The sequence below is a fragment of the Gemella sp. 27098_8_92 genome, assembly GCF_041433685.1.
Taxonomy (GTDB): Bacteria; Bacillota; Bacilli; order Staphylococcales; family Gemellaceae; genus Gemella.
Window position 1 is genome coordinate 114,033 of the sequence record NZ_JAPWBZ010000006.1, and the last position, 13,782, is coordinate 127,814.

At 29.5% G+C, this 13,782-nt stretch carries 12 protein-coding genes, 2 pseudogenes and 1 riboswitch; of the genes and pseudogenes, 8 read left to right on the plus strand and 6 right to left on the minus strand.

Annotated elements, in window-relative coordinates; translation table 11 throughout:
- The first annotated feature begins 63 nt into the window (after positions 1-63).
- The 8 genes from dltA (at position 64) to O3802_RS05815 (ending at position 9,353) form a co-directional block, all read left to right on the plus strand.
- Entirely contained in the window at positions 64-1,566 is a 1,503-nt protein-coding gene (gene dltA, locus O3802_RS05780; RefSeq protein WP_371458692.1) for a D-alanine--poly(phosphoribitol) ligase subunit DltA, read from the plus strand.
- A 1-nt stretch (position 1,567) separates the two neighbouring features.
- Positions 1,568-2,722: a D-alanyl-lipoteichoic acid biosynthesis protein DltB gene (gene dltB, locus O3802_RS05785; protein WP_371458693.1), complete on the plus strand. Its 1,155-nt coding sequence runs from the start codon at positions 1,568-1,570 to the stop codon at positions 2,720-2,722.
- A gap of 23 nt (positions 2,723-2,745) precedes the next feature.
- Positions 2,746-2,982 (plus strand): D-alanine--poly(phosphoribitol) ligase subunit DltC, encoded by a 237-nt coding sequence (dltC, locus tag O3802_RS05790; protein WP_371458694.1) that lies wholly within the window; start codon positions 2,746-2,748, stop codon positions 2,980-2,982.
- A gap of 1 nt (position 2,983) precedes the next feature.
- A complete protein-coding gene (gene dltD, locus O3802_RS05795; RefSeq protein WP_371458695.1) occupies positions 2,984-4,156 on the plus strand; it encodes a D-alanyl-lipoteichoic acid biosynthesis protein DltD in 1,173 nt (390 codons plus the stop codon).
- A 310-nt stretch (positions 4,157-4,466) separates the two neighbouring features.
- Positions 4,467-5,297, plus strand: a complete 831-nt coding sequence (locus O3802_RS05800; protein ID WP_371458696.1) for an alpha/beta hydrolase — start codon at positions 4,467-4,469, stop codon at positions 5,295-5,297.
- 25 nt (positions 5,298-5,322) lie between these two features.
- Entirely contained in the window at positions 5,323-6,063 is a 741-nt protein-coding gene (locus tag O3802_RS05805) for an esterase family protein (RefSeq protein WP_371458697.1), read from the plus strand.
- A gap of 33 nt (positions 6,064-6,096) precedes the next feature.
- Entirely contained in the window at positions 6,097-7,260 is a 1,164-nt protein-coding gene (locus O3802_RS05810; protein ID WP_371458698.1) for an ATP-grasp domain-containing protein, read from the plus strand.
- A gap of 146 nt (positions 7,261-7,406) precedes the next feature.
- Entirely contained in the window at positions 7,407-9,353 is a 1,947-nt protein-coding gene (locus O3802_RS05815) for a fructose-1,6-bisphosphatase (protein ID WP_371458699.1), read from the plus strand.
- Positions 9,354-9,510: 157 nt separating this feature from the next.
- Here the strand turns inward: O3802_RS05815 and O3802_RS07670 are convergent, their stop codons facing one another.
- The 6 genes and pseudogenes from O3802_RS07670 to O3802_RS05845 form a co-directional block, all read right to left on the minus strand.
- Positions 9,511-9,666 (minus strand): hypothetical protein, encoded by a 156-nt coding sequence (locus O3802_RS07670; RefSeq protein ID WP_483299427.1) that lies wholly within the window; start codon positions 9,664-9,666, stop codon positions 9,511-9,513.
- A 176-nt stretch (positions 9,667-9,842) separates the two neighbouring features.
- Positions 9,843-10,106 (minus strand): annotated as a pseudogene (locus O3802_RS05825) (cysteine-rich KTR domain-containing protein); the annotation flags it as partial.
- Between the two features lie 96 nt (positions 10,107-10,202).
- Positions 10,203-10,979 carry an ABC transporter permease gene (locus O3802_RS05830; RefSeq protein ID WP_371458700.1) on the minus strand — a complete coding sequence of 259 codons (777 nt, stop codon included), beginning with the start codon at positions 10,977-10,979 and terminating at the stop codon, positions 10,203-10,205.
- A 12-nt stretch (positions 10,980-10,991) separates the two neighbouring features.
- Complete coding sequence (locus tag O3802_RS05835) at positions 10,992-11,930, minus strand: ABC transporter ATP-binding protein (RefSeq protein WP_371458701.1); 939 nt, start codon at positions 11,928-11,930, stop codon at positions 10,992-10,994.
- The gene (locus tag O3802_RS05840) at positions 11,896-12,525 is read right to left on the minus strand and encodes a TetR/AcrR family transcriptional regulator (RefSeq protein WP_371458702.1); all 630 of its coding nucleotides are present in this window, start codon (positions 12,523-12,525) and stop codon (positions 11,896-11,898) included. Before O3802_RS05840 ends, O3802_RS05835 begins: the two co-directional genes overlap by 35 nt.
- A 130-nt stretch (positions 12,526-12,655) precedes the next feature.
- Positions 12,656-12,827 (minus strand): annotated as a pseudogene (locus O3802_RS05845) (conjugal transfer protein); the annotation flags it as partial.
- Between the two features lie 777 nt (positions 12,828-13,604).
- Positions 13,605-13,782: riboswitch (Lysine riboswitch) on the plus strand.

Below are 13,782 nucleotides of genomic sequence, written 5' to 3' on the forward strand. Positions count from 1 at the left end.
ACTTTTGCTAAAATTTGTATTATAATAGTAATATGGAAACAAAAATAGAGTGGAAGTGGTAAAGTGAGAGAAACTTTTTTTGAAAAAATAAATCAATATAAAGAAAGTACTAAGGTAGCTTATATAAACAACAAATATTTAGATGGTAAACTAACATATAAAAATCTAATAGAATATGCAGAAAAGCTAGCATATTATTTAGAGGAGAAACTAAAAGGAGACAAGAATCCTATAGTTGTTTATGGGCATAAGCACCCGCTAATGCCAGTCTACTTTTTAGCGTGTGTAAAAAGCGGACGAGCATTTTGTCCAGTAGATATAAACACACCAAAAGAAAGAGTAGAAGAGATAATTGAAACAACAAAATCAAAAGTGGTGCTAATCACAGAAGAGATAGAACTAGGTTGTGAAACAATAGATGTAAAAACAGCCTATGATATAATCCAAACAACAGATAAGCAAATAGATAAGGAATGCCAAGTTCAAGGAGAAGATACATTTTATATAATATTTACTTCAGGGAGTACAGGTAAGCCAAAAGGGGTATGTATTACCTACAATAATATAAATAATTTCCTGCATTGGTATACAGAATATTATACAAACAAAGAAGATCAAGTATTTCTAGGGCATCCACCATTTTCATTTGATTTATCAGTAATGTCATTATGGCCAAGTATATATATGGGAGCTACATTAGTTCAAATAGATAAACAACATCAAGAAAACTTTGCACTAATGTTTGAAGAACTACAAAAATCAGAAGCAACCATATGGATATCAACACCATCATTTATAGAAATGTGCTTTATAGACAAAAACTTCAATAAGAACCTATTACCACAAGTAAAACAATTTGTCTTTTGCGGAGAAAAACTATTCTCAAGCACAGTAGAAAAAATTCATAAAAACTTTCCAAACACACAAGTAATAAACACCTATGGACCAACAGAATCAACAGTAATGGTCACATGGGTAGAAATTACAGAAGAAGTAAATAAAAAATACGCTGAGAATCTACCAGTAGGAAAGGTAAAATGGGGAAGTAAGATTGATTTAGTAGATATGGATGAAACAGGTCGTGGGGAAATAATAATAATCGGAAATACAGTAGCCAAAGGTTACTACAAAAACGAAGAAATAACACAAGAAAAATTTGGTTTAGGAAAGGTAGTCGAAAATGAAGAGCGAAGCTACTTAACAGGAGACTTAGGATATATCAAAGATGATATGTTATTTTGCGAAGGGCGTATAGACTTTCAGGTGAAACTTCACGGGCATAGAATAGAACTAGAAGATATAGATAATAACTTATTAAAAAATACAAATATAAGAGTAGTAGCGACAGTGCCAAGCTATGAAGATGGGAAAGTAAAATCGTTGGTAACCTTTGTAGTTTATAATAAAAAAGTAGAGCAACGTTTTGCTGAAGTGAAAGATATAAAAAATAAACTAAAACAACTAGTTCCAGAATACATGATTCCTAAAAAAATAATCTTTTTAGAAGAAATGCCACTAAATAACAATGGAAAAATAGACAAGAAGAAGCTAAAGGAGCAAGTCTAATATGAACTACTATGAAGGAAATCAATTCTTCTTTTTCCTATTTCTTGCCTTACTTATAGGATTTATTTTAAAATATTTTGGTAAAAGTATAGAATACTATATATTAGGACTATCTCTAGCATTTGCAGCGGTAATATATAGTGGAAATATAAAAATGCTAAGTTATCTTATAGGCTTTATAATATTCCAATACCTACTAGTTCTAATAGCCCAAAAGAGTACTAATAAAAAAACAAAATTACTAGTAATTCTATCGATTGTACCACTAATTATAAATAAAATATTTGCCATAACTCATTGGCACCTATTGGCTTTTATAGGAATATCATATATGTCTTTTAAAACAATCCAAATAATGCTAGAAATATCAGATGGACTAATAAAAGAAAAAATAAGTCCAAAAGATTATCTACAATTTCTACTATTCTTCCCTACAGTTAGCTCAGGTCCAATAGATAGAAGTAGACGCTTTATTGCTGATATAAGGGAAAAGCAAACTCAGGCTCAATATCTAGAATTAGCAGGAGTAGGTGTCTATCGATTAGTATTAGGATTGCTATATAAACTAGTACTATCAACCTATGTATATCATCACCTGAGCCTATTAACAAATACCGGAACAATAACATACTCACTAAAATATATGTACTTATACACATTCTACTTATTTTTTGACTTTGCAGGGTATAGTTTAATGGCAGTAGGAAGTAGTAATATACTAGGAATAAGTACCCCTATGAACTTCAACAAACCTTTTCTAAGTGTAGATATAAAAGACTTTTGGAATAGATGGCATATAAGCTTATCAACATGGTTAAGAGACTTTGTTTTCTCAAGAATTTTTATGGAAGCAACAAAGAAAAAAAGGTTCAAAAAACGATTAACAACAGCGATGTATGCTTATATGGTAAATATGTTACTTATGGGATTCTGGCATGGATTGACGATAAGCTATATAATATATGGATTTTATCATGGTGTATTGATGGCAGGATTTGAATACTATCAAAAAAAGAGTAAGTTTTATAAAACTAATAAAAATAAGACATGGTATAAAATAGTAAGCTGGTTTGTTACAATAAACTTAATAATGATAGGATTATATATATTTTCAGGGGAACCATATAAAATAATAACAACAATATTAAAAAGATAATAAAAAACTAAGGAGAGCGAACGATGATAAGAGAGCAAATACTAGAAATGTTAGAAGAAATTTGTGAAGATGAAGTAGTAAGAGAAGATTTAGACATAAATCTAAAAGAAGAAGGATTGATGGACTCATTAGCCTTTGTAGAAATGTTAGTAAGAATAGAGGAAAACTTTGGACTAAGTATTGCACCAACAGAAGTAACATACGAAGAAATAGATACCCCAAACAAAGTTATTTCATATATAGAAAATAGGTTAGGGTAACATGGTAAAACTAAAAGCATTTATAATATCAATAGTTTTGGTGTTGATAACGCTTTTGATATTAAATGAAACATATATAAAAAAAATAGATGATTATTATAAAGTAAAAGATAACAGTATTCGCTATAATATATCATATGAGAAATATAAAAGTTATGATATGCTAACGCAGAATATACAACAGAATACGTTAATACTATTAGGCTCGTCAGAATTAACAGCGACGATTAATGAAGGCTATCATCCTAAGAAAATGTTTAATTACGATGATTTTAACATTATGCAAATAGGAGAAGGCCATTTTCAAAATATAATTCACGCTGCTACGTTAGGTTCAATTGGTAGTGATGTAAAGAATAATAAAGTTGTGATAATAGAATCTATTCAATGGTTTGATAACAAAAATGGAATTTTAAAAGATGCGTTTTTATCAAGAATATCGGAAGAACATGTTTACAGAACGATGATAAATGAAAAAATTAGTCGAGAAACAAAAGAGAAATTTATTAATAGAATTATTGAATTATCAATAACTAATAAAGAAATGTATAAAAAATTTAAAAATTACAAAAAGTACTTTATAAACGGTAAAGGAAGCTTTGTGACTGGTGAATTTTTAAAATTTGATAATTATATTTATTCTTTTAAAAATAAACATAGTTTTTATAAAAAAAAATCAAAGGAAAGTTATCCTTTAGAGGGTAAAAAAACGCCTAATTATAATTGGGAAAATATAAAAGAGCAATTTACAGAAGAGGCGAAAACTAAAACAAATAATAATGAGTATGGAATTGATAATGTATATTATGATAAATATATTAAAAATAAATATGATAGCTTAAAGAACATTTCAAAAAATACACGCTATGATGATTCACCAGAGTATAAAGACTTAGGTATATTTTTATCAATAGCAAAAGATTTAGGAGTAAATTTAAAAATTGCGATTTTTCCACCTCATGGGAAGTGGAGTGATTATAGTGGAATAACCCAAGAGACAAGATCTGTTGTTTATACTAAGTTAAAAGATATCGCTAAAAAGTATAATGTAGAAGTAATGGATTATTCTAATAAAGAATATGAATCGTACTTTATGTATGATGTGATGCATTTAGGATGGAGAGGATGGATTGATTTTGAAAGAGATCTTTATAAATTTGCAAAAGAAAATTAGTGATAAACAAAAACTTATATTATGGGTGATATTTTTCTATGTAGTTATAATGGTAATTGTTATTTACTCATTTATAACAGACTTCTCTAATATTCAGGAATATGTTTATAGTGAATTTTAAAATATAAAGAGGCGGACTTTATTGTAGATTTCGAAGTTAGTCTCTTTTAATAATAAGAAATATATAAAGCAAATATTTTTTTAAAATTTTTAGAAAAGTATAATAAAATAATATTTAATTAATTGCTTTTAGTATGCGATTATTGTAAAATAGTTACTATTAAAATATAAGTGAAAAAGGAAATTGTAAATGAAAAAAGAAGCGTACTTTTATTTAGAAATGAGAGAACATGAATTAAAAGTTCCCTATACAGGGAAAAATAGAAGAATAAGGGTACTTTTGCCAAAAGGATATAAAGAAGATGAACATCGTAGTTATCCAGTAGTATATATGAATGATGGTCAAAATGTTTTTTACAGTGGAGAATCGTATAGTGGACATTCTTGGAAAGTTATTCCAGCAATAAAAAGGAATCCTGATATGCCACGAATGATTGTTGTTGGAATTGATAATGATAATGATGGACGTATGAACGAATATGCTCCATGGAGGTTTTCTAATACTCCGTTGCTGTCGTTTGGTCTTACTCTAGGTGGACTTGGAAGTGAGTATACAGATTTTTTTATTAACGTAGTAAAACCATTTGTTGATAGTACATATCGTACAAAACCAGAGCGTGAGTATACAGCAATGATAGGAAGTTCTTTAGGTGCTAATATTTCTCAATATATTGGATTAGAGCACAAAGACAAAGTTGGGGCATTAGGAATATTTTCATCAGCAAATTGGCTGAATCAAGTAGAATTTGATCGATATATCGCTAAACATAAATTAGAAAATCAACGAGTTTATATACAGGTAGGTACTAATGAAGGGGATGATACTGATAGACAACTTACTTATGGGAACATAAAACAGTCATACATAAGTACAAGTCTAGATTATTATCGTCAATTGATAGAAGCGGGCTTAACAACAAAAGAAGTTAAACTAAATGTTGTTGCCGACGCAGAACATAATGAAGAATATTGGGCACAATATTTGCCTGACTGCTTGAGATTTATTAGTGAAGAGTGGTAAGTAAGAGTTATAGGAGGAAAGATTATTGAATATAGAAAATTTAAGTCATTACAGTGGTAACTTAGGTCGTGAGATGAAGCTAAATCGCTATGGTCATTCAGGATTACCAATAGTTGTTTTTCCATCATCAGGTGGAACACATAATGAATATTATGATTTTGGAATGATTCATGCTTGTGAAAGATTTATAAATGAAGGTAAAGTTCAATTTTTTACACTATCAAGTATAGATAGTGAGTCGTGGTTATGTGATTGGAAAAACGGGCATGATCGCGCTTTGGCTCATACACAATATGAAAGATATATCATAGAAGAAGCAATACCCTTTATTAAACATAAGACAGGTTGGTTTGGTCCAATGATGGCAACTGGATGTAGCATGGGTGGATATCATTCATTTAATATTTTCCTACAACACCCTGATGTTTTTGACAAAGTTATTGCACTAAGTGGTGTTTATGATGCAAGATTCTTTGTTGGAGAGTATGGGAATGATGAACTGATTTATCGCAATTCTCCAAGCGACAATATTTGGCTACAAAATGATGGTTGGTTTATTGATCATTATAGGAAGGCGGATATAATTGTTTGTACTGGTCTTGGTCCGTGGGAACATGATGGCTTGCCATCATTCTTTAATTTGAAAAAAGCGTTTGAAGAAAAAAATATTCCAGCATGGTTTGATGTTTGGGGCGAGGATGTTGCCCATGATTGGCTTTGGTGGCGAATTCAAATGCCATACTTTCTAGAAAAATTAAATTTATAGTCTAAGAACAAAAAAGAAAAGAGGGAAAATTTTATGAATTACATAGTTATATCACCGTATTATCCGCACAACTTCCAAAAATTTTCGATAGAATTAAAAAATCAAGGAATTAATGTACTTGGTATTGGAGAAGAACCTTATGATCAATTAGATGATCGACTAAAAGAAGCTTTGACTGAGTATTTTCGCGTGAATAGTCTTGATGATGTAGAGGAAGTAAAACGTGCAGTAGCGTTTTTATTCCATAAACATGGGCGTATAGAACGTATTGAATCTCAAAATGAGCATTGGATGGAGTTAGATGCAGCACTTCGTACGCAATTTAATGTTTTCGGACTTAAGGAACGTGATTTGAAAAAAACAAAACACAAATCAGAGATGAAAAAATACTTTGAAAAAGCTGGTGTTCCAGTAGTTCCAGGATTTTTAGTTAAAAAAGAAGCTGACATAGAAAAAGGTGTAAAAAAATTAAAGTTACCATTAATAGCTAAACCAGATAATGGGGTAGGAGCAGCTAAAACTTTTAAACTAAAGGATAAAAATGATGTTGAAAATTTCAAAAAAGATTGGGATAGAAAGACAGCATATTTCTTAGAACCGTTTGTTGATAATTCCGACATTGTAACATTTGATGGATTAATTGATTCAAAAGGAAATATTGTATTTTCAACTAGTATAGTATATTATCATACACCATTGGAATTATTAAATAATAATACACTTGATTGGGTTTATTACATAGATAAAGATTTAGATCCAAAACTTGTTGAATATGGGAAAGCAACGGTAAAAGCATTTGGAATGAAGGAACGTTTTTTCCATATTGAATTTTTCAAAACAGAGGATGATTATATTGCAATTGAGTACAATAACCGTCCAGCAGGTGCATTTGCACTGGATGTTTATAATTATTCGCACTCGGCAGATTTCTTTAAACTTTATGCAGAGGTTGTAGTAGGTAAGGATGTAGAATTGAATTTAGATTCAAAATATGGATTAGCTTCGACTCGTCGTGATTACAAAGACTATGCATATACAGAAGAAGAAATTAGACATAAATATCAAGAAAAATTAAAAGCAGTTTTAAGAATGCCAGAGGCATTTTCAGAACTTCAGGGGAATGTAATGTATGTTCTTGTAGCTGATACATTAGATGAAATGCGTGAAATGGAAGATTTTGTAGGTAAATTAAAATAAGAAGAAATCGAGGTCATAATAACCTCGGTTTTTATTTTGCGAATTAATACAATGTTTTACAAGTATTAATGTATAATATTACTTTGAAATTGGAATATAAATATGTTATAATTTTAATAAATATAAAACGATTTCAAGGAGACATTATGATGATATCTAGGGAACATTTAGAATTATTATCACAAAATTTTAGAAATATTGATGAAACAACTAAAGAGATTATAAATCTTGAGGCAATACTTTCTTTACCTAAGGGGACAGAACATTTTTTAAGTGATATACATGGAGAATATGAGGCTTTTGATCATATATTACGAAATGGCTCTGGAGTGATAAAAGAAAAGCTAAAAGAAGTATTTGGTAATAGATTACCTAAAAAAGAGCTGAATTTACTAGCAACAATTATTTACTATCCAGAGGAAAAATTAAATCTTCTAAAAAAAGAACTAGGTAATCAGGAATACAAAGAATATCAAAAAATTCTGCTATTAAGATTATTAGAAGTTACACAAATTGCAGCACGAAAATATACTCGTTCAAAAGTACGTAAGTTATTACCTAAAAATTTTGATTATATAATTGAAGAACTTTTATATAAAATGCAAAATCGAGATAAAGAAGATTATTATGAAAAAATACTGGAGAATATTATTGAACTTGGGGCAGGAGATAAGTTTATAATTGAATTATCATTGAGTATTCATAAACTTATTATCGATCATCTGCATATTGTTGGAGATGTTTATGATCGAGGACCATATCCTGATAAAATCATGGATAGATTACTTGAATACCACTCTGTTGATATTCAATGGGGAAATCATGATATGTTGTGGATAGGAGCTTATCTTGGCGATAGGATTTCATTAGCTAATGTAATTCGTATTTGTGCTAGATACGATAATTTAGATATAGTTGAAGATAGGTATGGAATTTCTTTACGTTCATTATTAAATTTAAGTGAAACGATTTATAAGGACGATTCATGTAAAGAGTTTTTACCAAAACTATCTAAAGATGATAAATTAAAATATAGTGAACATGAAATTATGCAGATAGCTCGTATGCACAAAGCGATGGCAATAATCCAGTTTAAAATAGAAAAACAAATTATTGATAAATATCCAGAATTTAATCTTAGTAGTAGAGCATTGCTTGATAAGATAGATTATGGGAAAAAGACGATAAATATAAGAGGAAAAGTCTATCCATTAACTTCTTGCGATTTTCCTACTATTGACACAAAAAATCCATACAAGCTAACAAAAGAAGAGGAAAAAGTTATGACAAAACTTCGAGAATTATTTATTACAAGTGATAAATTAAAAAAACATATAGAGCTATTTATTAACAAAGGTGCAATGTATACTTGTTATAATGGTAATTTACTTATACATGGTTGTATGCCAGTAGATGATAGAGGCAATTTTCAAGAGTTTGTTTATGAAGGAAATAAATATTCAGGGAAAGCCATGTTAGACTTTTTTGATAAAAAAATACGTAGTATTTTCTATAGTAATGTCCGACAAGATAATGGATTATTCTTTTATCTTTGGCAAGGGGAATATTCTCCATTGTTTGGTAAAAGGGACATGACAACGTTTGAAAGATACTTTATAGAAGATAAAACTACGCACGAAGAAGTAAAAAATGCATACTATCAACTACGAGATAATGAAGAGTTTTGCATAAAACTTCTTAAAGAATTCGGCTTATCATCAGATGGGCATATTATTAATGGACATACACCAGTTAAAGCTTCTAAGGGAGAAAATCCAGTAAAAGCAGGTGGACGAACTATAGTTATAGATGGTGGGATGTCAAGAGCTTATCATAAAACAACAGGGCACGGTGGATATACATTGACATATAATTCTTATGGACTTCAAATAATGAGCCATGATATTTTCCAAAGTAAAAAACAAGCTTTAAAAAATGAAACTGACATAGTATCAACAAGACGTGTTGTAGATAGACTTGATAGAAAAAGAGTTTCTGATACCGATAATGGTGTAAAAATTAAAAAACAGATAGAAGTATTGAAGCTTCTTTTAGAAGAATATAGAGAAGGTACATTAGTAGAGAGATTTTAATATCTGCTAAATATTTATAGTTAAAAATATTACAAATTTTTCATTATCATTTTGAATATTTTTAAATACTCGTAAAGCTTTGTTATATAGGCTTTCTGGTGTTTTTCTTTAGGAAGATACTTCACGTTTCTTTGTATAATCTGTTATGAATTAATTGTCAAAAGTGGTAAAAGGGTGTAAATTTATTTCTCCTAAGTTCTAAATGTTTTGCTTGCTGTTCTTTCTCCAAGCGTTTCATTTCTTCCATAGCACGTTTGCAGATATAGTTGCTAAACTGATTTTCTATCATTGCCTGAAAAGATGATGGTTTCATGTTCTCACTTCCTTTCTCTGGATTGAAAGGAAGTGAGTTTTGCTTCTTTGCATCCTTTCGCTATTAGTCCCAATGTAAAAGAGGGATTTGTTGTATTGTTAGTCAAAAACTTTTTGGATAAAAAAATGCATATAAACAGATTGATTTCTGTTTATGTATTGTAGTGTTAATTTATATTATTGGAAAAGGTGAAAAACCATGGAAGCGTCATATATATATATATATATATATGAGGTGCCACACTTGTAAATAATCACTGTGAAAAACGGGCTTACAATATATTTTTTCATAGCAATTTTCCTATAAAAAAGGAGCCGACAATATAAGATTTTATATCTTACATTATCGGCTTTGCGTCTCTGTTTCAGTTCTTTAATTATGGTTACTTTTAATTCTTTTATATTGACCAAAGTTTCTAATTTATACTTAGGGCAATAAAGAGGAAGATTTTTTTAATTCAGTATCTTTCCGTAGTTTTATTTGAGTTTACTTATATATATAGGGTACAATATCATAAATATTTTAATCACTTCCTTTTAGTTGTAATCAGTATATCTCCACCAAGCTATTGTAGAAACCAGCCCTAAAATACTTACCCCAAATAAACTAATTATGCTTCCTAAATTAAATGACACTTTTCCTGTAATACCACTTGCAAGTGCAGGAATAGACCACGGAATATATTCACCCAGATTAAGAGCTGAACCAAGCTGAGAAAAAAGAATTGTAAAAACAATAAATGCCAATGGTGATAAATATCCACGACCTAAGCAAGCAAAAAATGCAACTGGAGTTGAGAGTAGGATAGTAAGGGTAGTACAATAACTAAAAGTGAGTATACCTTTGAAAACAATTATAGAGTTCCAACCAGCAAGTCCAATCAATTTACCAGCTAATAATCCTAACAAAAGAGCAAAAATTGATATAACATAACTCCATAAAGCAATAACTATAAACTTGGATAATACAACAGTTTCTCTTTTTATTGGAAGTATTAATAAATCTATCATTGTTTTATCAGAATATTCTCTACCAAAAATCCAAGATGTTATAAATCCAAAAATGAGTAAACCTCCAACAGAAATTACTTGTGATAAGGATATAAAGTATGATGACCAATCCGTTATCCTTATCATTTCTATTTTTGCTGAAATCAAACCAAGATTTTCGAAATGCTCCGGATATTTCATCATAGCTGTAAACAACCCGACAATAAAAGGAACAAAACATATAGAACAGATGGTTATCACGGAAAGTTTTGATTTTATCAACTTTCTCCATTCAATTAGAATACAGGCGCTCAATTTATTCATTCCGCACTCCTCCTATACTTCTATTTTGTAATTACTAAGTATTCTAAAGAAATAATCCTCTAAATCTTCTTTTTCAACCGCCAGAAATTTAGGTGGATACCCTGCATTAACCAGCAATGTAGCAATTTCTTCTGGTGATTCCACAGATTTTGTATCAATCAGTTCTAAGAAAGGGATATTTTTTTCTAAGTCTAATTTGAAATTTACTTGATAACCATTATTTGATAATATTTCCTTCATAGCTCTGTTGTTAGAGCCACTTACTAATAATTTCTTTTCTAAGCATTTATCTAATTCTTTACTCTCAACTTCTTTTATCAGCTTTCCCTCATGTATAATTACTATTCTGGTGGCGATTTTAGATATTTCTTCTAGCTTATGACTTGAGATAAGAATAGTTATACCAAGATTATTCGTTAATTCCTTTAATAATTCTCTAACTTCAATAACGCCCAAAGGGTCTAATCCGTTTGTCGGTTCATCAAGAATTAGGATTTTAGGTTTATGAATAACAGCTTTTGCAATTCCTAAACGAGTTGTATTTCCTAAAGAAAGGTGTTTTACTTGTTTATGTTCATATTGATTTAGCTTCAATTTTTCAATTACCCAATCAATATTATTCTTATTTGTAACTCCTCTTAGTGTACTAACAATTTCTAAGTTTTCTCTCACCGTTAAGTCTGAATAAGAATAAGGTGTTTCGATAATATAACCTATTTCATTCCAAACCTCTAAATTATGTAGGTCTAACTTTTTCCCTTGAATGTAACATTCTCCTGATGTAGGTTTTATCAACCCTAACATCATTCGCATAGTAGTTGTTTTCCCAGCACCATTTGGCCCTAAAAATCCTACTATCTCACCATATTTTATTGATAGATTCAAGTTATCAACAACATTTATAGTTCCATATTTTTTATAAAGATTTACGGTCTTGATTGCTTCTTTCATCATAATTCTCCTCAGTAATTTCTCTAACAATTCCTTGTATTAGCAATTTCAATACAGTATCAAATTGTTTTCCTCCGATTTCATCAATGTGCAATATACACATAGCAATAGTTCTAAATAATGCAGATACGATTTCTACTGTTATATTTTCTTGAATGTTTATACGAGATACGATTTTTTCAATCATTCCATTATCTAAAAGATGATGAGTTGTTATCACCTCTTTTGGCAATTTTCTTATAAGTAATTCCATTTCATTATTTTTGAATATGGTATACATAAACGAATAGCGAAAATCCTGATAAAAATCATATAGTAACTGTACAAACTGATTTGTATTTATCAGATTTTCCTGTTCTAATTGTTCTGTCAAACGATTCATAATTTCTACTTGATATTCTTCTAAGACTGCGAAAAATAGCAATTCTTTTGAAGAATAAAAATTATAAAAAGAACCTTTTGAAATATTTGCCATTACTACCATTTGGTCAACTGTTGTTTTCTTAACACCATATCTTTGAAGACATTCCTTTGCAACTGTATGCAATTTCTTTTTAATTACTTTTTTTTCTTCATCAGTAAAAGCAGTAGCCATAATTCCCTCCTAAATACTCTATGACTATTTTAGTATTTGTAGTCATAGTATATCATATAAATTATAAAGTGTCAAAAAAGGCTTATATCTTGATTACAAGAAAATATAAGCCTTTATAGTTATAAACAAGTTACTTTACAATCTCTCTATTCTTTTCAAGTATCAAACTGAACTGTAATATCTGTGACGTCTTGGTTTGTGGAACAAGATATTTAAGCTAAAGATACTGTAACTTGATTTTTCTTGAGGTTATAAATCGGATTAACTAGTTCCTGAAGGATATACTCTTTACCAATCGGATTTGAGACTTTATTTGCCATATAAACCATATAAATAAATAGGATAATTCATTTTATGTAGCGGTAAGCTGTCTGTTGCTTCTTCTTTGTATGATTTTAATTCTCACTGGTAAACTCCAAGTTTTCAAAAGATTTTCCCATGTTGGAAATAACATATTTTAGTTCCATATTTTGTCCTTTCTGTGATATATATACTTTTATATTTTCTGTGTGTATGTTGTGGGGAAGCGACATTTCTTTTCACAAGATTTTCTTGTCATCATTATCGTGACCATTCAAACTGAATAAAAAATAGACGCCTCATATTTGAAGTGCTATCTCTTTTGAATATTCAATTTGTATTGGAAGTATCTTTTTATTCTTCACCTTCCAAGGAAAATCGTTGTATCAAAGCTCATTCATATGTAGAAAATTCAGTAGTAATTTGATTGGTTTTATCCTTAATAGGGTGGAATACTTCTAGCGTTCATGCGGACAATTGGGATTTTATGATATTTTTATATTAAAAATATAGAAATTAGATTTAAAACAATCAAAACAAGGTCCCTATGTAATGGTAATTAGATAGGAAATAATTGTCCTGGTCGTTTTTTGATTTACCATGTTTAAAAAATAATTTAGATTAATGGATAGATTTTAGTAAAGTCAGTTGTGTTATTTCTCCTTAGATTAAAACTATAAGGACAATAAAAAAAATTTTAAAAAATTTAATTTTTTTATTGACATAATATAAAAAGTGTATTATACTTTATTCATAACTAAATAATTACCTCACAAAATAAGTGAGGTAGAGGTTGCGATTTTTATGAGTAGGATAATTGAAAGTGTAGGGCTTAGAGAAATTATCTAAAAGGAAACGTCGCCGAAATAATATTAATCCTACGTTAATATTGTTGGGACTATATTGAATAAGTATAGGACTGTCATAGTCGTGAGGCTATGTTGCGCTACTAATAAC